At 47.0% G+C, this 22,707-nt stretch carries 14 protein-coding genes; 9 read left to right on the top strand and 5 right to left on the bottom strand.

The features are described from left to right. Positions 1-108: 108 nt before the first annotated feature. Positions 109-609, bottom strand: a complete 501-nt coding sequence (locus tag ABIE50_RS20580; protein WP_209858104.1) for a hypothetical protein — start codon at positions 607-609, stop codon at positions 109-111. A 346-nt stretch (positions 610-955) separates the two neighbouring features. Between ABIE50_RS20580 and ABIE50_RS20575 the strand changes: the two genes are divergently transcribed. The 5 genes from ABIE50_RS20575 (at position 956) to ABIE50_RS20555 (ending at position 7,793) form a co-directional block, all read left to right on the top strand. Further along, positions 956-1,249, top strand: coding sequence for a helix-turn-helix domain-containing protein (locus ABIE50_RS20575; RefSeq protein ID WP_142687363.1), 294 nt, complete (start codon positions 956-958; stop codon positions 1,247-1,249). A gap of 3 nt (positions 1,250-1,252) precedes the next feature. After that, positions 1,253-3,103 (top strand): site-specific DNA-methyltransferase, encoded by a 1,851-nt coding sequence (locus tag ABIE50_RS20570; RefSeq protein ID WP_209858102.1) that lies wholly within the window; start codon positions 1,253-1,255, stop codon positions 3,101-3,103. Positions 3,104-3,109: 6 nt separating this feature from the next. Next, positions 3,110-4,021, top strand: coding sequence for a hypothetical protein (locus ABIE50_RS20565; RefSeq protein WP_209858100.1), 912 nt, complete (start codon positions 3,110-3,112; stop codon positions 4,019-4,021). Then, complete coding sequence (locus tag ABIE50_RS20560; protein ID WP_209858098.1) at positions 4,011-6,770, top strand: restriction endonuclease; 2,760 nt, start codon at positions 4,011-4,013, stop codon at positions 6,768-6,770. Before ABIE50_RS20565 ends, ABIE50_RS20560 begins: the two co-directional genes overlap by 11 nt. 201 nt (positions 6,771-6,971) lie before the next feature. After that, positions 6,972-7,793: an alpha/beta fold hydrolase gene (locus tag ABIE50_RS20555; RefSeq protein ID WP_209858096.1), complete on the top strand. Its 822-nt coding sequence runs from the start codon at positions 6,972-6,974 to the stop codon at positions 7,791-7,793. A 90-nt stretch (positions 7,794-7,883) separates the two neighbouring features. Here ABIE50_RS20555 and ABIE50_RS20550 read toward each other — a convergent pair whose 3' ends face one another. Then, a complete protein-coding gene (locus ABIE50_RS20550) occupies positions 7,884-8,516 on the bottom strand; it encodes an ankyrin repeat domain-containing protein (RefSeq protein WP_209858094.1) in 633 nt (210 codons plus the stop codon). 67 nt (positions 8,517-8,583) lie between these two features. Here ABIE50_RS20550 and ABIE50_RS20545 point away from each other — a divergent pair, with 67 nt between their 5' ends. From ABIE50_RS20545 to ABIE50_RS20530, 4 genes are all read left to right on the top strand, one after another. After that, the gene (locus ABIE50_RS20545) at positions 8,584-9,150 is read left to right on the top strand and encodes a sigma-70 family RNA polymerase sigma factor (RefSeq protein ID WP_209858092.1); all 567 of its coding nucleotides are present in this window, start codon (positions 8,584-8,586) and stop codon (positions 9,148-9,150) included. 60 nt (positions 9,151-9,210) lie between these two features. Further along, on the top strand, positions 9,211-10,251 hold the full coding sequence (locus ABIE50_RS20540) for a FecR family protein (RefSeq protein WP_209858090.1): 1,041 nt from the start codon (positions 9,211-9,213) through the stop codon (positions 10,249-10,251). An 85-nt stretch (positions 10,252-10,336) separates the two neighbouring features. After that, the gene (locus ABIE50_RS20535; RefSeq protein WP_209858088.1) at positions 10,337-13,498 is read left to right on the top strand and encodes a SusC/RagA family TonB-linked outer membrane protein; all 3,162 of its coding nucleotides are present in this window, start codon (positions 10,337-10,339) and stop codon (positions 13,496-13,498) included. A 17-nt stretch (positions 13,499-13,515) separates the two neighbouring features. Then, complete coding sequence (locus ABIE50_RS20530; protein WP_209858086.1) at positions 13,516-15,117, top strand: RagB/SusD family nutrient uptake outer membrane protein; 1,602 nt, start codon at positions 13,516-13,518, stop codon at positions 15,115-15,117. A gap of 68 nt (positions 15,118-15,185) precedes the next feature. Here the strand turns inward: ABIE50_RS20530 and ABIE50_RS20525 are convergent, their stop codons facing one another. The 3 genes from ABIE50_RS20525 to ABIE50_RS20515 form a co-directional block, all read right to left on the bottom strand. Continuing rightward, a complete protein-coding gene (locus tag ABIE50_RS20525) occupies positions 15,186-18,671 on the bottom strand; it encodes a GDSL-type esterase/lipase family protein (RefSeq protein ID WP_209858084.1) in 3,486 nt (1,161 codons plus the stop codon). A gap of 434 nt (positions 18,672-19,105) precedes the next feature. Further along, on the bottom strand, positions 19,106-21,181 hold the full coding sequence (locus ABIE50_RS20520) for an ATP-binding protein (protein WP_209858082.1): 2,076 nt from the start codon (positions 21,179-21,181) through the stop codon (positions 19,106-19,108). A gap of 135 nt (positions 21,182-21,316) precedes the next feature. Continuing rightward, complete coding sequence (locus tag ABIE50_RS20515; RefSeq protein WP_209858080.1) at positions 21,317-22,669, bottom strand: eCIS core domain-containing protein; 1,353 nt, start codon at positions 22,667-22,669, stop codon at positions 21,317-21,319. Between the last annotated feature and the right edge of the window lie 38 nt (positions 22,670-22,707).

Raw genomic sequence — 22,707 nt, 5'->3', positions numbered from 1 at the left:
TTGTATAATATTTACTTGTCAGATAAATTAAGTGATGTATATGGAATCAACACCCCGCGGGGCATTGCGTCTTATATTCCTCCATAGCCTGTCGGCTGAAGGGAATATTTATATCCTGTAGAGCACGCCGCTGAAAGAAATCATTATTAAAAAAGTAATTACAGCACCTGCTATACAGATAGCTGTTGCTTCTTTTTTGTATTTCTTTTTTGATACGGCGTCGTTAGCTGCATCTGCAATACTATTGAGTTTTTCGATTCTTTTCAGATAATGTGCACAGGAAATATGGATGAATACACTTACCAGGGAAAGTGTGTAATAAGGAATAAAAAATAGTTTGGAAGGATAATGATTTGCAACGCCGGCAGCAAAATAAAAATCTGTGTTCATGTTCCATTGATAACGGGCAAGTATTACTGCACGTACATGATAGATCATAAAAAAGGAAAGATACAAACCGCTTAACACTTGCATTATCACATAAAGAGGCTGTTTTGAGAAGCCTTTTTTTAACACCAGCGCAATACCGCTTATGACCTGGAAGGCAACGCAAAGTAACAGGATGATTTCAATGGGCGGAAACCTGTACACGTAACGAAATAAATTCATAACGGATATATGGAGGGACGGGCCGCCTAATGCAAATAAATGATTGGTTAAATGCAGCAACAAGAAGAATGCAATAATAATACCCGATAAACGATGTAATTTCTTTCCGATAGGGATCATTAATAAAAAGCTTGTAGGTTATCTTTGGAATTTACCAATATTCATGATCATTTTGCTACATTTCACCAAACGTGGATCGTTCTGATAAAGATATTAATTTTTCGTCAAAACGTTATGGAACAATAATTTGTTATTTGCACAAAAATTACAATAACGGATTATACCCGTGCGCAACCGTATTTGCCTTCTTTTTACTACATTTGACAATTAGTGACAAGTCAACAAAATGAAACAGGAAAATTTTGGTGAAACCATCAGGCGGTTAAGGGAAAAGAAAGGACTGCTGTTGCGGCAGGTAGCGGCAGCATTGGAAATAGATACGGCCCTTATCAGTAAAATAGAACGGGGAGAGCGGAAAGCCCAGAAAGAACAGGTGGGGAAGCTGGCGGAACTGCTGGAAGTAAATACAGAAGAGCTCATGGTTACCTGGCTCTCCGATAAAATTGTGGACCTGCTGGAAGAAGAGCCCCTTGCGCATAAAGTGTTAAAAAATTCAGGGAAAAGATTAAAAGACAAATAGGACATGGATGGTAAGTCGTTAAATATAACGGGAGACTTAATAGCAAAGCTGAAAGAGATTGTCCCCGGCGCTTTTGCAGAGGATAAACTGAATATAGACCAGTTAAAACAGTTGCTTGGTGAAAACATTAACGCAGACAGTGAACGTTATCAGCTGAACTGGGCCGGGAAAAGCGAAGCGTTTAAGGTATTGCAAATGCCTACCTCCGCAACCTTGGTGCCGGACATCAGGGCATCCGTGAACTGGGACGCAACAGAAAATATATTCATAGAAGGGGAAAACCTGGAAGTATTAAAAGTGCTTCAGAAATCCTACTATGGAAAGGTAAAGGCCATTTGTATCGATCCTCCCTATAACACCGGTTCCGATAGCTTCATCTATCCCGATAAATTTTCAGAAACAAAAGAACAATATTTCAGAAGGATCAGGGAAAAGGATGAGGAAGGCTTTATGATGAAAGAAGGGCTGTTCCGCCCGAACAGGAAAGAGAACGGGCAATTCCACTCCAACTGGCTGTCCATGATGCTGCCCCGGCTTTTCCTGGCAAAGAATCTTTTGAGTGATGATGGTATCATCTTTATCAGTATTGATGATAATGAGCTGGCCAATCTGAAGCTTTTAATGGATGAAATTTTTGGAGAAGAGAATAAAGAAGCTATCATCACCTGGAGAAGAAGGCATAACCAGCCGAATGATAAATCAAAAATGATTTCAAAGGTGGCCGAGTATATTGTGGTGTATGCAAAAAATTCGGAGATCCTGAAGAAGAAGAATACTTTTTATGGCATCCCGCTTTCTGAAACCAGGCAGGGGAGTTACTCCAACCCCGACAAAGATCCCCTGGGGCCCTGGGACTCAAAGCCCTGGAAGGCAGGATCGGGGCAATCAGGCTCAAAATATACGATCACCACTCCAACCGGTAAGGTATTGAACGAAGAGTGGATGGGGGCTGAAAGCACTTACAAACAATTGCTGGCAGAAGGGAAGATCTATTTCCCCAGCGGAGGGGATGGCTGGCCGCGTAAAAAGTTCTACCTGGGCGACCGGATGGAGGAAGGACAGAGCGCCCACAACTTCTGGGGGCACCAGGAATTTGGCAGCAACCAGGAAGGATCTGCTGAGCTAACTGAAATTTTTAATGGTAAAAATGTATTTGATAATCCCAAGCCAACCCGGTTGTTAAAAGCCCTGATAAAGATCTCCACTTCAAAAGATGATCTTATACTCGACTTTTTTGGCGGCTCAGGCTCTACTGCACATGCGGTGTATGATTTAAACAGGGAAGAGGGATCTACCCGTAAATTTATACTGGTACAGCTTCCTGAAAAGATCGACCCATCGGATGAAGCATATAAACTAGGATTTAAAACCATTTCAGAAGTTACACAATCACGGCTAAGTAAAATTGCACAATCAATAAACGAGCAACCAGGTAAACGGGCTACTGCAGGCTTCCGCTGCTTCCGGCTTTCAGACTCCAATTTCAAGGTATGGAGGGGCGATTTTTTAAAGAGCGAAGCCGACATCGTAGAGCAGCTCCGCATGTTTGATACAGTGGAAAAAGATGCCACAGCAGGAGAAAAAATGGCCTGGGAAATTGCCCTGAAACATGGGGTGCAGCTTTCTTCTGCCATGAACGTGCTTACTTTTAACGGTGATGATTTTTATTATTTCCCGGGAAGAAAACTGTTGGTGGGCACTGGCTCGATAGGGATTCTATCTGCAAAAGAAATTATAAGAGTAAAACCCGGCACTGTGATTTGTCTTGATTCTGTTTTCAATAAGAACGACCAGGATAAAACCAATATCCAGTTGCTTTTTGAAGATGCAGGGATAATTTTTCATACAATCTGACGGGATATGATTTTAATGATACCGGAAAAGAGAGTTTGCGAAGGTAAAACAGTGTCTTTTAAGATCACTGATCATCACCCGCTGCAATGGATAAGAACGGATAACCCAGCGTATGCAGTGGTTAGCGTAGATGGTTTCATTATAAATGAGCAGAAGGCAGTAAACGGTATTTTTAAAAAGCTGGAGTATATTGAAGAAAAGCCCGGTGAAGCCATTTCACTGGAGGATATTACCCGCGTGATCCCCCGGAATGAGCTGTTAGTCATCAGCCGCTTGGCTGAAGGACTGCAATGTGAGTCGCGCATTTTTATCTGGCCCAAAAACTATCCGGCCGGATATGATAAGACGCTTAAACTGGTCCATTCCATTAAGCTGCATATAGAGCATGATGAATTAAAAATACATACTTACAAAAAGGTGGATATTTCGGACCTGGAGCAGGGGATCCGTGCATTGAGAGGTTTTAGCTTCAGTCATGTAAAGCATCTTCTTACCGCTTCCTCCAACGTAGAATGCTACCTGGCCAATAATACCACCAATCCCTGGCCCGGCGATATTGATGCCATGATCTATGATCACCGATTGCAGCGTTTTACGGCTATCATAGAGTTTAAAACGCATAATATAAATACGCCTGTAGCGGAGGAGCGCATTGATAAGTACAGGCAGGAAGATTGGAGACGATTCAACGTTTTCTTTGACCTGGCGGATGATTTCAGCAGGAAGCTTGGATACAGGCCCAGGCTGCTTTATGTTGTTTGGGGAACCAATGAGAACAGCCCTCATCATGGGAATATCAAAATTGATGTGATTGAAAGGGATAAGGTAATAAGCTCCGCGTTATTTGCAAGACCTGCATATAATACCTTTTCGCAGGAGTTATCTGACTACTTAATTCAACTTGTAAATGAAGCTTAGATTTGATAAAGACCAGCCCCACCAGCAGCGGGCCATCCAGTCTGTGATAGATCTGTTTGAAGGCCAGGATATGAACAACCCGGATGTTGAGTTTTCTTACACTTCTTCTGATAGCGGAAGCATACAATTTACGGAAACAGGGGTGGGCAACCGGCTTACCTTAACGGAAGATGAGCTGTTAGCCAACCTGAATAAAGTACAACTTGACAATAATTTAAGGGCAGATGAGATATCTACTGTGATAGAAAAGCTGTGGTATAACGAGGCGGCAGACGATAAGGGAAATATAACCCCATCATCTGTAACAGCAGATTTCCCCAACTTCTCTATAGAAATGGAAACAGGCACGGGTAAAACATACGTGTATCTGCGGAGCATTTATGAGTTAAACAGAGTGTACGGCTTTAAGAAATTTGTGATCGTGGTGCCCTCTGTTGCTATCCGTGAGGGCGTATTGAAAAGTCTTTCTATTACGTTTGATCATTTCCAGGAGATCTACGAAAACCAGCCGGCTGAATTCAGGGTATACGACTCCGGCCGTCTTACGGAACTGGGCAATTTCGCGAAAAGCAATGTTATCCAGATCCTGGTCATCAATATAGACAGCTTTACCAAAGATGCCAATATCATTAACCAGGTAAGGGAAACGGGGGTAAAACCGATTGAATATATCCAGCGGTCTAATCCTGTTGTGATTGTTGATGAGCCGCAGAATATGGAAACAGATATCCGCAAGCGGGCCATTGCCAACCTGAATCCTTTGTTTACGCTTCGTTATTCTGCTACCCATAAAAGCCTGTACAACCTTGTTTATAAGCTGGACCCTGTTGAAGCATACGACCTGGGACTGGTGAAGCAGATAGAAGTGGATTCGGTACTGGCAAAGAACGATAACTCAGGCGTATTTATCAGTGTGGATGCTTTTAAAACGGCTAAGCAATCTGTTACGGCCAGGCTCACCATTTTTGTGAATGAGAGATCAGGCGTACAGAAAAAGCAGGTGACCGCCAAAGCCGGGGATGATCTGTACAAGCTTTCCAAAGGCTGGGATATTTACAGGGAAGGGCATGTGATCAATGAGCTGGATGCGGAAAACGGTTATATAACGCTTTCGGGTGGTAATGTAGTTTATAAAGGAGAAGCTGTTGGCGGGCTTACAGACCAGGTATTAAGAGAAATGATTGACGCCACGGTGGAGAATCATTTTAAGAAGGAGAAAGAATTGAGCGCGAAAGGGATTAAAGTGTTATCTATCTTTTTTATTGACAGGGTGGCTAACTACCGCAGCTATGATGAACAGGGCAATCCCGTTAAAGGCAAGTTCGCTGTATGGTTTGAAGAAAGTTTTGCCAGATGGCAGCAAATGCCTGCCTACCGCGGTTTGTACACTTATAGCGGGGAAGAAGTGCATAACGGGTATTTCAGCCAGGATAAAGGGAAATTCAAGGATTCCAAAGAAGGTAAGTCGTCAAAGGCAGATGATGATGCCTTTAAACTGATCATGCAGGATAAAGAGCGGTTGCTGGATATAGCCACGCCGTTAAGGTTTATTTTTAGTCACTCTGCATTAAGGGAAGGTTGGGATAACCCCAATGTATTCCAGATATGCACGCTCAATGAAACGAAGTCTGATATGAAGAAGCGGCAGGAGATTGGCCGGGGGCTTCGTTTGTGTGTAGACCAGGACGGGGAGCGCAATATGGAACGTTCAGTTAACCGGCTTACTGTAATTGCCAATGAGTCTTATGAAGCATTTTCCAAAGCGCTGCAATCAGAAATAGAAGAAGATACCGGTGTTAAATTTGAAGGCCGGATCAGGGATGCGAGAAGCCGGAGAGAGGTGAAGCTGAAAGACAAATGGCTTGAAGACAAGTTTTTTTTAGCACTTTGGGAGAAGATTAAATTTTGTACCACCTACAAAGTAAATTACAGCACGGAAGACCTGGTTAAGAACTGTGTAGCCGCTTTGCAGAAAATGCCCGCCATTGAAAAGCCGTTAATTTACAGGGAGAGGAATGCGGCAAAGTTTGTAAGGAATAAAGACGGTGAATTGATTGAACTGGGCGGGGAACAAAGAGGTTCCAAAGAGAAGATCGTTAAAGATACCCATTACAATATACCCGACTTTATTGCATATATCCAATCCAAAACAGCGCTTACCAGAAGCACCATTACCCGGGTGATCCTGGCATCCGGCAGGTTGGGAGAGATCTTCCATAACCCGCAGTTATTTATGGATACGGTGGTGAAAATTATAAAAGATGAGCTGGACCGCATCAAAATAAATGGTATTACCTATGAAAAGATAGCAGGGCAAACATATGAGATGAAGTTGTTTGAAGCGGCGGAAGTAGGTCAATATACCGATAACCTTATGGAAGTAAGGAACCAGGCAAAAACGCTTTACAATTATGTGGTGATAGATTCCCTGAGCAGCCCCGAACGGAAGTTTGCCGAAGATTGCGAAACCAGGGATGATATCCTGTTTTATGTAAAGCTTCCTCCGAAATTCCAGGTAAAAACTCCTGTAGGGCCTTATAATCCCGATTGGGCATTGGTAAAAAAAGACGAAGGATCGGAAGCCAGGCTCTTTTTTGTGGCAGAAACAAAGGATGCAAAGGCGGCGGCAGACAGGTCGCTTTTAAGGGACCGGGAAAGGATGAAAATTGAATGTGCGGAAAAGCATTTTGCTGTAATGGAGGGCGTTACCTATTGCGTTGTTGGGGAAGTGAGTGATTTGAAGGGATAGGTTCCTGGCCCTGTCAGGAATAGCTGGGCAAACCATCAGAAAAAAACTGTTATTTTTTTGTATCCAATGAACAACCATATCATTTCCCGTGTTAGAAAATATCGTTTCCCGGGCGATCAGTATGCCCTTGGGAAGGGCATATGACGGATATATTATGCCAACATTATCAACAACTGTTTAATCATTAAAAAATTTAAACCAATGAGTACAATCAAAGTAAAAGACGGTACAGAGATCTACTACAAAGACTGGGGAACCGGGCAGCCTGTTGTTTTCCATCATGGCTGGCCTTTATCAGGTGACGACTGGGACGGGCAGATGATATTTTTCCTGCAGCAGGGATTCAGGGTGATTGCTCATGACCGGAGAGGGCACGGAAGATCCACTCAAACTTCGAAAGGCCACGATATGGACACCTACGCAGCAGATGTGGCGGAGCTGGTCCAGGCGCTTGATTTAAAGGATGCCATCCATGTAGGGCATTCAACAGGTGGAGGAGAAGTGATCCGTTATGCAGCCAAATATGGCAAGGGCCGGATAGCGAAAGCGGTGCTTATCAGCGCGGTAACGCCCATTATGGTGAAATCTGATTCCAACCCTGATGGCGTGCCATTATCTGTATTTGATGAGATCCGCAATAACACCGCTACCCAGAGAACACAGTTCTTCCAGGATTTTACCATGCCTTTTTACGGGTACAACCGGGAAGGCGCAAAGATATCACAGGGAGTGAGGGATAATTGGTGGCGCCAGGGCATGATGGGCGCAATCACTGCTCACTACGACTGTATCAAGGCTTTTTCGGAAACAGATTTTACAGAAGACCTCAAAAGTGTAGATATTCCGGTACTGGTATTGCACGGGGAAGATGACCAGATTGTGCCATACCCGATTTCGGGGCTTAAGGCAGCGGGGTTATTAAAGAACGGGAAACTCATTTCTTATCCAGGATTTCCGCATGGCATGCCTACTACGGAAGCTGCCACAATTAATAAGGATCTCCTGGCTTTCTTTAAGTCCTGATAGTTGTTCAATATATTTCAGCCCCCTTGTATCTGCCAGTGTGCAGGTACAAGGGGGCTGTTTTTTTATAAAGCATTTTAATGAAGATGTTTATTTTAACAGGTTAATCCATTCAACATCTTCTTCATCAAGAAATTCAAAAGGAGTGTCCCCGTCTATATTGGGAATGGTTTTATCAGCGCCTGCGGCGATCAGCAGCCGGGCGCATTCCAGCTGGTTATGCCTGTTTTCCTCGCCTCCGTTTTTGAATCCATGGATAGCCCACAGTAAGGGAGTGCCCCTGAAATCAATACAGCGTTTATTAACTGTTGCTCCTTCCTGCAGCAACCTGCTCACCAGTTGATCCCTTCCGGTCCAGGCAGCCCAGTGTAATGCAGTGCCTCCATGGCACCCCGCATGGTGAATATCAGCGCCGTTCTCTATGTACAATATGCCTGTTTCATCTGCGTGCAGGCTGGCAGCTGCAGTAAGGGGCGTATCCGTTTTTTCTGCCGGTTCATTGCCGTTAACGTTGGCCCCGTATTCCAGGAATATCTTCGCCATTTCAACGGCTTCCTTGTCGGTATAACTATGGGCAAACACACCATCACAGATGCGGTGCAAAGGATGGGCTTTCGTAGTATTGACGTCATCAAAGGGGATGCCCTCATTAGCCAGCGAAGGATTTTGCGAAAGCGCTTTCCTGATCCCTTCATAATCTTTATTGGTAATCAGTTCTTTCATACTATATTTATTATCTCTGAAAATAATACCCGTTATTTATTTAAATTAGGTCCGTAAAATCTACGTTGTGAATATTATAGCTGCTTTGAAGCAAGGTAATTTACTGGTATTTAACGAGGTATACCACTCCTGCCATAAAAGGATCTATTATTTTATTCTCCGCAAAACCAAATCATCCTTCCTCGCTGAAGAAGTTACCCAGCTTACCTTTATCAAATGCTGGAATTACCGGGAGAGCCTTGCCGACGATCTTGATATCACCATCCAGTTATTCAGGATAGCCCGTACCACGCTGATCGACCAGCTTCGTAAAGATACAGTTTACAGGGAAAAGGTGATTCATGTAATAGACAAATACACCCTGCCGGCCGATGGTGTGTGGGACAGGCTGGGAGAGAAGGAGCTCCGGCATAAGCTGGCCCATGCCCTGGAAGAGATGCCGCCCATGCGCCGCAAGGTGTTTGAGATGAGCCGGTTTAAAGGTATGACTTACCAGCAGATAGCCAGCGAGCTATCCCTGTCGTCCAGAACAGTAGAAGCCCATATTTTCCAGGCCATAAAGCAGATCAGGCATTATCTGGGTATGATACTGCTGCTCACATGGTGGCTGCTGACTGTTGAAAATATTTTTTGAACGGGACTAAGTACCCTGTCTTTCACAAACGTATTATTTATTTATCAGCCGTAGGTTATCATGATAAACGACGAATTAATTGAACGGTTCTTTGCAAATCAATGTACCCCTGAGGAAGCCCTGCAGGTAAGCCGTTACCTGGAGGAACACCCGGAAGTGCTGGAACAGTACCTGCCGGAGAAAGAATTCCTGGAGTTGCATAATGAAGGCGATATCCCCGAAGTGGTATCGCAGCAATGGCTGAACAATATTCACCAGCAAAGCAATGCGGTGACAAACAGAACAAAATGGATAAGGCGCCTGGCTATCGCTGCGGCGGCAGTGGGTTTGATTGCGCTGGCATCCCGGCTGATGGTAAAGCCTGCACAGGAACAACCATTTGCCGGCAATGAGCCAAACGTTATCATCCCGCAAAACCAACAGGCACAACAAAGAAATAATACCGGTAAGCCAATGGCGATCGTATTACCAGATGGATCTGTAGTGCAGTTGCTGCCACAGGCAGCCATTACCTATCATAAGCTCTTTAATGAGAACAGGAATATTTATCTCACGGGAGAAGCTGATTTTACCGTTGTTCCCGATAAAGCGCATCCCTTTACCGTATACAGCAGCGAGCTGCATACAACGGTGCTCGGCACTTTCTTTCATGTGAAGGCTTTGCCGGGGGAAGATATGATCAGTGTAAGGCTTAATACCGGTAAGGTGAGGGTAAGCATTGATACAAAAAAGAAAACAGAGGACGTGATATTAACGCCCGGTAAAGAATTACGGTATAACAGGAAAACAGGTATCTCCAATTTACTGACCTTCAACACCACAGGTGCTGATGTGATGGTAAAAGCCGGCACCGGTACCCAGGCCAATGTAAAACCGGACTGGTACAAATTCAATAACCAGCCCATGACACAGGTGCTTGACCAGTTAAGTAATTACTATGGTATTGCCATTTATTATTATCCTCAGGATATTACCGACATTTATTTTGACGGCAAATTTGAGAATACCGATTCACTGGATAAAATACTAACCGACCTTACCTTACCTAATAATCTGAAATTGATAAGAAACGACAGTGGGTTTATAATCAGACGAAAATAATTCAACAATTATAGTTTTATTCTACAACAAGGTGCAAAGGCGCCCGGGGACTGTCATGCCCTGTACTTAAAAACACGTTCCAGTTATGAAGACGTTTTATCGACCAGACTTACGGCTGTTGCCGTTCCTTGCCTTGTTTTTCCTGTGCCTGCCTTTGGCCTCGCAGGCACAGCATCCCCGGTTGCAGGTAACCGGTACCGTGCGTAGCGACCAGGGGGAACTGCTGCCCAATGCCTCTGTTGTTGCATTGAATGAAAAAACAAAATACACCGCAGGTGTAGTAACAGACAGCAATGGCGTTTTCCGCTTTTCCGGGTTGCCCCAGGAAGGCAGGTATTTGTTCAGCATTTCCTACATGGGCTATGAAACGCAGCAGTTAAACAGCGTGGCGCTGAAACCCGGAGCCACCTTAACACTGGCAGTGCGGCTTACCCGTACCATCGCCGCCCTGAACGACCTGATAGTGATTGGCTACGGTACCGCCAGGCGGAAAGATGTGGCCGGTTCCTTCAGCGTTGTTTCCGTAAAGGAAGCCGGCGCTGTGAATGCCACCAACCCTTCCCAGTTGCTGATCGGTAAAGCGGCGGGCGTGCAGGTGCTTCAAAGCAGCGGCGCCGCCGGTGCAGACGCGCAGATCATCATCCGTGGCACGGGCAGTTTTACGGATATCAATCCCCTGTATGTAATAGACGGTATCCAGGGAACCAAGAATTTATTCAATACCCTGAACCCGCAGGATATAGAAAACATCACTATCCTCAAAGATGCATCCTCTACGGCCATCTACGGATCTGCCGCAGCCAACGGTGTGGTGATCATTACCACCAAAAAGGGTAAAACAGGCCCTCCGAGGGTGAGCTTCACTTCACAATGGGGCATTGCCAAAGCATGGAAAAAACTGGACCTGCTGAACGCAGCCCAGTATGTAGATGCGCTCAAAGACCTGGCTGCTACAAAGAATGCGGTGTTGCCCGCCAAATTTAATACCCCGGCGGTTTTGCAGGATAGTACCGACTGGCAGGATGCTATTTTCCGCAACGCGCTGGTATCTGAAAATGATGTGAACATCAGCGGTGGAGGCGAAAAGGTGAACTATTCCGTATCTGCTACCTATATCAACCAGAAAGCTATTTTAACCAACGCTACCAACAAGCGGTTGCAGGCGCGCATTGGCCTGGAAGAACAGCTTGGCCGCTTCCGCTTTACACAGAATATCATCTTACGCCAATATGTATCTGATGGCAACTATGCCAGCATTCTCAACGGCATCCGGTACGCGCCCTATAAACCGGCGCTGGACCCGAATATCCAGGGAGGCTATTCCATTTTATCCAACATCGAAGACTATAGCAATGCATCAAATCCGCTACAGGATATTAACCTGAAAAGCCAGACTACAAAATCACTCGCTTTTTTCCCACAGCTATCCGGCGAAGTACGTATCATCAACGGGCTGAAATTCCGCTCACAGTTTGCGGCAGAAATAAACTCCACCCGTGCCAACAGCTACCAGCAGCAGTACCAGTCGTCTAACTACCTGAACCAGGCGCGCCAGTCGGGGCTCAATTTCACGGAGAACTCCTACTACATGCTGGAAAATTATCTTACCTATGATAAAACAATTAAAAAGCACCAGCTTTCCCTGATGGCCGGCCAAAGCTATATTGATCCCGGCGTGACCAACGGTTCCAATGTACGCGGCACCGGCCAGCCAAACGATAATATCACCAACGTAGGCGTAGCGCCTTCACAATCCGTTACAAGTACCTATTCCAACTATGCGCGCCCGTCGGTGATCTCCTATTACGGAAGGGCAGGGTATACCTACGATGATAAGTACGTGCTCACCGCCAGCTTCCGCCGGGATGGCGCTTCCAACTTCGGCGCCAACACCCGCTACGGTAATTTTGCTTCGGGAGGAGTAGCATGGAGTTTTTCTGAAGAAGAATTTATTAAACGCGCACTGCCTGTTTTATCTAATGGTAAACTGCGTGCAGGCTGGGGACAAACCGGTAACAACAATATCCCTAACTTCCTGAACACCGCAAGAACTTACCAGGGCACGCCTGCCGGCGCATTGGTGTATTCATTCGGCAGCAACGAAACATTTGTTTCCGGTACCACCATTTCTACATTGAGCAACCCGGACCTGCAATGGGAACAAACCAATCAAACCGATATTGGGCTGGACCTGGGCTTCCTGAATAACCGGCTTACAATTGCCGCCGACTGGTACAACCGTAAGAGCACCGGGTTGTTAGTGAGCACCTTCCTGCCTGCCAGCATTGGCGTAAGCACCACCGGCAACCAGCCGAGGAAAACACTGAACGCTGCAGATGCCGCCAACAAAGGATTTGAACTGACGATCGGGTATGGCGATAAAGTAGGAAAGAACTTCAGGTACAACGTTAGCGTAAATGGCTCTATTAACCATAACGAGGTATTGTCGTTAGGCGCACAGTTTTCCGCCCCTATACAGGCGGGTGCTTTTGACCCCGTGCCCACTACCACCTATACTGCCGCAGGCAGCGCCATTGGCTCTTTCTACGGCTATCGTAAAGATCACGTAGCGCGGGATGCAGCAGAAATAGCTGCACTGGATGCCGAAGCAGTAAAGAAAACAGGTAACGCCAATGCTAAATACCAGGATGGCCTGTTGCCCGGTGATTTTATTTATAAAGACCTGGACGGCGACGGCAGGGTAACTGCGAAAGACCAGCAAATCCTGGGAAACCCTATCCCTAAGTACATTTACGGGTTCAATGCATCCCTTACCTGGAAAAATTTCGATCTGAATATTGTTATCTCCGGTATCAGTGGTTTGAAGCTGCTGAATGGGTTAAAATTGAATACAGAGATGATGGCCACCGGCCACAACGCGTCTACAGCTATCCTCGACAGGTGGCGCAAACCCGGTGATGAAGCGGCTTTACCACGACTGGGACAAAATGCAACAGGTAGCGGCAACCTGCGCCCTTCCGACTGGTGGCTGGAAGACGGCAGTTACCTGCGCATGCGTAATATCACCATCGGTTATAATACGCCCGTTTCCATGCTGACCACTCTTACCAAAGGCACCGTTAAATCCTTACGCATTTATGTGGCCGCACAAAACCTGTTTACCATCACCAATTACACCGGGTATGACCCTGAAATAGTGGGCGACTATCTCTTTGCACGTGGCATAGACCAGGGACAGGTGCCGCAGCCAAGAACATTCCTGGGAGGTATTCAATTAGGGTTTTAATTTTTAAAATGAATTTTATGAAGACGTATATTTTTCAATTGCTGCTTATCGCCGGATTGATCACCGTTAGCACCGGGTGTAAAAAGTCGAAGCTGGAACTGGTAGATCAGAGCGCCTATGCTTACGATACTTACTTTACAAATACCGGCGCCCTCAACCAGGCTACTGTAGCAAGTTACGCTACCCTGCTGCATCCGGGGTTATGGGCCAGGGAATACTATTTTATTTTTGACCTGCTGGGAAATGAGGCCAAACGCGCCAGCTTTCTGCAGGGCGCAGAGCAGGAACTGGGCGATTACAGCTTTGGTACCAATAATGCTAATCTCTCTTTCCTGTGGGGTGCTTTATACCGGATGATTTTCCGTACCAACCTGGTGATCGACAGGGCTGCAGCATGGAATCCCACCGCGGCGGCAGACCGTGCCAAAATAAACCAGTACGTGGCAGAAGTGAAATTCCTGCGGGCATATGCATACTTTCACCTGGTTACTTTATGGGGAGATGTTCCTTTGTATGTTGACTACCAGACTACGCTCAACAACAACTACCTACCCCGCAGCTCAGCGGCAGACGTATGGAAACAGATAGAAAAAGACCTCACGGAAGCACAGGCTACTGCCGAATTACCGGTGACTTATCCCATAACCGATCTGGGCCGCGCTACCAAAGGCGCTGTTACGGCGTTGCTTGGAAAAGTTTATCTCTACCAGAAAAAATGGGCGCCTGCACAAACGGAGCTGCAAAAGCTTATGGCCGCGCCTTACACCTATAAACTGGCTCCTGTATATGACAGCCTCTTCTCCATTGCGAACCAGAATACGCCGGAGAATATTTTCCAGATCATGAACCAGCAATGGACCGACTGGGGCGTGGGATCGCCTTATTATATGTTTGGAAACGGCGCCGAACAGGTAGGTAAGCAAACGCATTCAGGCCGGGCTATGGAATATGGCTGGAACGACTGGAAAAACGTATACATCAGTAACTCTTCCGTACATGCGTTCACGTATGCCCACCCGGTGAACGGGTTGCCTTATACAGACCCCCGCGCTAAATCCACGTTTTATGGCACCGCTGCGTCCGGTGGGGATACAGCGTATTGCCAGCAATGCGCTACCGGCCCTAAGCCTTATCCCTTTGATGCCAATGATCCCCAGGGCGATTACCGGTGGAAGAAGTATGAATATTATAATCTCGTTGAAAAATACGGAGATCCCAAAAGCCCTATTAACGGGCAGGTGATCCGCCTGGCGGATGTAATGCTTATGCTGGCCGAAGCCTACATCCAGCAAGGGAATACAGGTAACGAGCCACTGGCGCTGATTGACAGTGTACGTTCCCGCGCCGGTGCTGTTTTATATACTGCGCTGGGAGATAAGAACAATGCCATGAAGCTGCTGATGCGCGAGCGGCAGCTGGAGTTGTGCGGTGAACAGTGCCGTTACTTTGACCTGATCCGCTGGGGCATTGCCAAGCAAACCATTAACGCAGAGAAACTGGCGGAACCAGGTACAGGTACACAGCCCTTCCAGGATAAACATGTGTTGCTGCCTGTTCCCGACAACGAAAAGAATTATAATCCCAATGTAGCCGCACAGATCCGGAACGGTTGGAACTAGATGTAATACCACCTCGTTATCCCTAAGGAAAACGCCTCGCTTATGCGAGGCGTTCTCTTTTGAAGGAATTACATTTTCACCAGTTTGTATCGTTGTGTATTATTGATGATGATAAAATAAATTCCCGGTTTCAGCTCCCCGATGTCGAGGCGGTTAGTCACTGTTTTTTGCCGTACATATACCAGGGCGCCCAGCGTATTATACACTTCCACTTTATAAGACTTGCCGTTCAGGCCTTGTAGCAGCACATAGTCCTGCGCGGGGTTGGGATACAATTTAATGCCGGTTGTATTAACGTAGGATTTGATCATTCCTGCTGTTGCCATCATGCTGTTATTCCCGCTTAATGCATTGATGGAGCAGAGGGAATCGGGGATAGCTGCAGCCACTACACGTTCAAACAGGATGCGCTGTCCCCAGGCGTTGAAATGTACATCGTCGCCGCTGTTGTAGGCCGGCTCAATAAATCCTGCGCTGGTGGCAAGCCCGTTGTAGAAATCAATGGATCTGCCGCTGAAATATTTCATGATAGTGTCTTTCATTTGCCGTAACCGGATAGCCGCATCATAACCCAGGTTGCCACGTGGCTGGGTGGTGGTAACCCAGAGGGGAACACCTGATTGCGCTGCCAGTTGCTTCAGCACAAGGTAGTTGTCTCTCGTTTTAATCAACGGGAAACCGCGGGCTTCATCATTGGTGGGCATATTGATGATAATGACATCCGGGTTGAGCGACAGGGCTTTGGTGATATTGTGTTGTACATCTACATAAAAAGTATTCCCCAGCGAAGTATAGGGAGGCGTGCCATCCGGCATGATGTGCTGCGTGGTATAGCCGCCGATGGCAAGATTGATCAAGGTATCAGCCGCGTTGTGATTGGCTTTGAGGTAGCGGGCGAAACGGAAGGTCCAGGCGCTGTCGCGATCAGGCAGGCCATCGCCATAAGCTGTGGAGGAGCCCAATACCACGATCCGCAACGGCGTATTGCAGGCAGATGTGGCGCTGTCGGCCGCGCCAAATACGAACTGGCTGTAGAAATGCCTGTTGTCTGTAGCATTCATCTGGAGCCGGTAGTAGTAAAGCAGGCCGGGTATTACCGTGTTATCGGTATAGACATAATTTTTTAAGGCTGTTGAATTCCCTGCGGCGGCTACTGTTCCTGCAACTGTCCAGTTAATGGAATCTGTACTTCGTTGTACCGTGAACGTGAGTGTGTTGCTTTCCAGCAGTGTGGCCCAATTGAGCTGTATTTTGCCGGGCTGGCTGCTGAGCGTAAACGTTGATAACCGGAAGGGTGCGTAATACAACGTATCCGGAATGCCTTTCACTACGGAGCTGTAGGTATGGTTATCTGTTGAATCTACCATGTTAAGCCGGTAGTAGCGGGGTAATGCAGGATGATCTGTAAACGTATAGGTGAGGGGTACATTGCTGTTGCCTGTTGCTGTTACCTGGCTGAGCTGCGACCAGCTGAGGGAATCGGCGCTTTGTTCAACAAGGAAAGATTTTGTTTTTTCTTCTTTGGCGGTGGTCCATGTTAGCTTTAATGAATCCTTTTGCTGGCTTACTGTAAACGAGGTAAGCAGGAAAGCGCCGCTGGCGGGCGGTGTGCAGAGTGCTTCCGGTATTTGTCTGGCAACCACCCTGTTGAAAAGTACCTGCTGGCCTGCGGAGTTGAAATGAAAGCCATCGCCTGCGCTGTATTGCGTAGCGATCTGGTTGGAGGCGGAAGCCAGCCCGGTCCAGAAGTCGATGGCTTTATCGCCGAAGAAAAGATCGATACTGTCTTTCATTTGCCGCAGCCGTCCGGAGCCGGCAGTGCCCAGGTTGTCCCTGGGTTGGGTGGTGGCCACCCATAGGGGGATATTGTTTTGCGCCGCCACCTGTTTTAGCGCCAGGTAATTGGCTACCTGTACGGATAACGGGAAGCCGCGTCCTTCATCATCGTTGGAGATGTTAATAATGATGGCATCGGGTGAGAGTGAAATAGCCTTGGTGATATTTTTATTTACATCTACCGAAAAAGTATTTCCCAAAACAGTATAGGGAGGCGTACCGGTGGCCTGGATATTCTGCGTGGTAAAGCCACCAACGGCCAGGTTAATGACCGTATCAGCTGCGTTGTGATTTGCTTTGAGATAACGGGCAAAACGGAAGGTCCAGGCGCTGTCGCGGCTGGGTACTCCATTGCCCCATGCAGTGGAGGAGCCTAGTACAACAATCCGCAGGGGATCGCTGCAGTTGGCAGGAACTGCTACTGCGCTGCCTTTCACCACGGAGCTGTAGAAGTACCTGTTGTCTGTGGCATTCATCCGGAGCCGGAAGTAGTAGGGTACACCAGCAGTTACAGTGTTATCGGTATAAGTGTAATTTCTTAAGGCTGCTGAATTTCCTGCAGCGGCTACCGTTCCTGCCGCCGCCCAGTTAGCGGAATCCATACTTCGTTCTACCGTAAACGTGAGTGTATTGCTTTCCAGCAGTGTGGCCCAATTGAGCAGTATTTTGCCGGGCTGGCTGCTGAGCGTAAACGTTGATAACCGGAAGGGTGCGTAATACAACGTATCCGGAATGCCTTTCACTACGGAGCTGTAGGTATGGTTATCTGTTGAATCTACCATGTTAAGCCGGTAGTAGCGGGGTAATGCAGGATGATCTGTAAACGTATAGGTGAGGGGTACATTGCTGTTGCCTGCTGCTGTTACCTGGCTGAGCTGCGACCAGCTGAGGGAATCGGCGCTTTGTTCAACAAGGAAAGATTTTGTTTTTTCTTCTTTGACGGTGGTCCATGTTAGCTTTAATGAATCCTTTTGCTGGCTTACTGTAAACGAGGTAAGCAGGAAAGCGCCGCTGGCGGGCGGTGTGCAGAGTGCTTCCGGTATTTGTCTGGCAACCACCCTGTTGAAAAGCACCTGCTGGCCTGCGGAGTTGAAATGAAAACCATCGCCTGCGCTGTATTGCGTAGCGATCTGGTTGGTGGCGGAAGCCAGCCCGGTCCAGAAGTCGATGGCTTTATCGCCGAAGTAAAGATCGATACTGTCTTTCATTTGCCGCAGCCGCCCTGCGCCGGCAGTGCCCAGGTTGTCCCTGGGTTGGGTGGTGGCCACCCATAGGGGGATATTGTTTTGTGCCGCCACCTGTTTTAGCGCCAGGTAATTGGCTACCTGTACGGATAACGGGAAGCCGCGTCCTTCATCATCGTTGGAGATGTTGATAATGATAGCATCGGGCGAGAGTGAAATAGCTTTGGTGATATTTTTATTTACATCTACCGAAAAAGTATTTCCCAAAACAGTATAGGGAGGCGTACCGGTGGCCTGGATATTCTGCGTGGTAAAGCCACCAACGGCCAGGTTAATGACCGTATCAGCTGCGTTGTGATTTGCTTTGAGATAACGGGCAAAACGGAAGGTCCAGGCGCTGTCGCGGCTGGGTACTCCATTGCCCCATGCAGTGGAGGAGCCTAGTACAACAATCCGCAGGGGAGTGGTACAGTTTTGTGCATAACAACAACCCGCTGTTATAAACAGTAATGCTGACAGTAAAATTTTTCTCATGGGTATAAGGATTATTTGTTCCGGGTTAAATTGAAAACTGCGCAGGAGTATCGGCTATAGGGGGAATACGTTATTAAGCTTCAAAATAGGGCATGCCACTGCAAAAATGAAGCGGCCGCCGGTATATATTTTACTAGATAATTATTACATTATCCGCTGCGTGCTGCTTATTTCTGACCTTCAGGCAGATGATATCACCGTATAAAAATTTTTAACAGGATGTCCATTTTTGCTATACTGTTAACGCAATTTGCCAGGGCTCAGGAGGTTATCACAAGATGATCTTTTCAATAAGCGGGAAACCGGGCGCAACATCGCCTATTGATAACAGGCATGTATAGACGGGCGATTTACTGATAAAGGTGGGGAGGCTGGCGCAAAGCGCACCAGCGTAGTGCTGAAGGTGACTGCCATCTGAATTAATCAGGGCGGTATTAGTTGAGAGGGAGTTTCACATAAAACGTAGTTCCTTCGCCCGGTGAACTTTCAAACCAGATGGAGCCTCCATGAGCTTCCGAGATCTGTTTTGCAATGGCCAGTCCCATTCCATACGGGCGTTCCCCGCCGGTACCTGGCCTTTTCGCTTCTGTGAACAGGTCAAAGATCTTGCTTTTCATTTCATCCGGTATGCCTATGCCCTGGTCGCTGACAGCAACAACCACGTGATCAGGCGCTGTTGTTGTGGTGATCCGGATAAGGGTGTTGCCCGGGCTGAATTTAATGGCATTCGAGAGCAGGTTACTGAAAACCCGCCATATTTTTTCCCTGTTGATGCTGATCATAATGTGCGTGGTTTGAAGCTGTATACGCTGCTGCTTTTCGGTGGCCCTGAGCTGCATCATATCCACGCAGTAGTGCATCAGCTCATTGAGCTCAACCGGTTCTTTTTTCAGCTCATACTGTACCGTATAATGGAGGAGGTCACTGATCAGGTGGATAGCGCTTTGACCGGCCGAACGGATCATTTCCAGCATGCTGCGGTCTTCGTTACTATGATGATTTTCCTGGAGCATCAGTTCACAAAGGCTGGTGATAGCGCCTACCGGGTTTCGCAGATCGTGCGCCACTACCTTCATGATGCGGGTATTATCCTGGTGGCTTTGTTCAAGGGCTTTCAGTGTTTCCTGTGTCTCGCGGTTTTTTTCTTCTACCTGGCGGTTAAGGGTGGTTAGTTCTTTTACATTTTTATAGGACCGCCGGAGGTTTTTCCATAGTAAAAAAAGGATCAGGATAGTTAATACAGAGAATATAATGGCTGCTAAAAGATAGCTTGTTTTAAGCTGGTTGTTTTTATGGAGCAGCGCGATCTGGTATTGTTGTCCTGCGTCCTTTATACCTGCATCGAGGTCTGCTTCTTTTAATCCTGTGTTTACCTCATCCAGGGAGTCTTTAAGTTGGTAGTAGCGTTGACTGTAATGGTAGGCGCCCGGCAGGTCGCCGGTTTTATCAAGATAGTGCCATTTCAGCTGCAGCCATTGCTGCCATATAGCGTCGTTTATAATGCCTTTGCCCCGTTTGGTATCCAGGTCGCTGCCTAACTGGGCCAGGAGGTCATTTGCCTCGCGGAAGCGGTTAATACCCAGGTAAAGCCTGATCAGCTTGAGCTTGGAGGTTTGCGCATCTTCCACTGCATTTCCGGGCTGGTCGTTGATACGGATATTTTTCTTTAAGTAGTATTCTGCGGAGTCAACATTTCCTTTTTTTGCATAGACGCCGCCAAGATTGCCATATACCACGCCGGTTGCAATTTCTGCGAATTGCTTTTTGTGTGGGAATTTTAAAAGCGCTGCGTTGATAAACTGAAGCGCTTTCTGATAGTAGTTGATAGCACTGTCGGGCTGGTTGGCCTTTTCAAAGCATAATGCAATAGAGTTCAGATCTGCCTGGGGAAGGAGGAACAGGTTATTAAAATCCTTCGGACTGGCCGGCTGACAGTGCTGATACTCTGAAAGAGCTTCTTTAAAGTAGGGGATTGCTTCCAGGTACTTTCCCTGCCGGTATGCTATTACACCGAGTTTGCTGCTGAATTTACCGTAATAACAGGTGTCGAGGTGTTTTTGTACGAACTGTTTGCCGTTGAAGAAACTATTATAGGCCTGGCTGTATTGTTTGTCGGCCATATTTACTTCTCCCTGCCTGTAAAGAGTGCTGGCATAATCATCTGCATAGATCTTTTCCCTGCCTTTCAGGCTCAGGAACATGCTGTCGAGGTTGGCCCTGGCCAGAGGAATATTTCTCTGATAAAAGGTGTAGTGGTTAGTCCGGTGGTTATATTTCATCCAGAGATCATGATAACTTGGATTGCTGAGCGTGGCATATGCAGAGTCCAGGTAATATGGTACATCATCCATATGCCCGCTGTTGAGCATACTATCAATAACATAGGAAACCTGTTCAACAAACCTGGAATGGTCCGGGTTTTCCGTTGAGTGTTTGCATCCGGGAGCTAAGAGGCACGCTATGATAACAACCAGGCGGGCCGGCAGGTATTTTATGGGCTTTACGGGCATGGTTTTTAGCACATAACAGGAATGTAATAGCTATAAGGTAGTAAAAAATAGCATCCAAAATTCATTTGGATGGTTAAAAATATTTAGCAGCTGGCGTGGCTGTGTTTCAACTTTTCCGGAGAAGTAAAAAGATGCTTATTGTTTCCCGCCGGTAACACCGGTAGTGCTGGTGGCACTGTGGATAAATGCATTGAGATCGTTATTGAAACTGGCACGGGGTACCAGGTTGTAGTGCCTGCCTGTGGGGAACATTTGCCCGATACCGGTAATGTGGTTATCGCCTACTTTCCAGATACCTACACGTCCCTGGAAAGCGGCGACGGTAGCGCTGTTATGCATATGATCATTCCGGTCGTTTGTGGCAGTTGCCTTGCTGGGCTCATAAATGGCCGGTTTGTTTTCCCAGTATGCTTTCAGTTTTATCATATCTTCTACCACTTTCTGCCTGTATTGGAGGTTGTCTGCATTTTCAGCAACGGCCAGTCCGTCCATACCAGCCTGTAAGCCGGTCCATTCTTGGCTGGTGATCATTTCATGCAGGGCGGTTCCTTCTTCATGGCTCAGTGTTGTTACTTCCTCCTGGTATAAGCTCTTCACCGTATTTAATGTTTTCCAGGGGCTACGTACAGCCATAAGATAAGGCATGCCTCCGTCATTAGTGGCATGAATGCATTTTGCGATACTGTTTGCAAAAAGATGATAGAAGAATCTCAACCTGCGACCGGCTTCATCGCCGCGTGTTTCGTGCATTTCTATAGGTTTGAAGGCGGCTTCCTGCCAATACAGACCTGTGCGGCCAAAGAGGTGATTACAGTAAGCGATTTCCGCTGGCCTGCGTTTTTGTGATTCGCTGTGTTCTTCGCCTACCATATTCAGTTTGTTGGTATCTATGCTGATACGCTGTACTACACCGGTTTTTAGTTGAGCAGGCGTATGGTAATGATGCGGGGAGGCGCTTTGTAGTTGCATGGCTTTCTGTCCCATGAGGTCGGCCTCCTGTTCAAGGCCTTTATCATCGTTTACAGGAATTCCCTGTTTTAATTGTGTGGTAGCCTGTACCCGTCCTTGTTTTTGTTGTACTACATGCCATGCTTCATGCGCCAGGTGCTGTTCCTGTCCGGGCCCGATATGGATATCTGTTCCTTTAGCATAGGCAAGAGCCTGCAGTTGGGCGGGCTCAGCAGAATTGTAGTGAACCCTTACATCATCCATGCTGTATCCTGATATGTTTTCTATACCATTTTTGAGCTGGTCGGGCATACCGGTTTTGTTTTCTTTTTTTTGAACCGGTTGATTGCCTGTCAGTGTTTGCAGGGCTTTCTGCTGTGTAATTTTGTCGTTGCCGGTAACCAGGTGTTCGTAGGGGCGGAGCTGGATGGCCCCTGGGCCATTGCCTGCAGTATGTACTGCCGCCGGGGTTATACGGTTTGCAACCGGGGTAGCTGCCCGGCTTTTTCCGCTGTGAGGGTCATCAGCATGTGTGGTCATGAGGCTATTTTTTGCTGGTAGTATGAAGATAATAAAAA

This window comes from Chitinophaga sp. OAE865 (assembly GCF_040546735.1).
Taxonomy (GTDB): Bacteria; Bacteroidota; Bacteroidia; order Chitinophagales; family Chitinophagaceae; genus Chitinophaga; species Chitinophaga polysaccharea_A.
The sequence above is the reverse complement of the archived record's forward strand: the minus strand, read 5'-3'. Positions and strand labels throughout refer to the sequence as shown.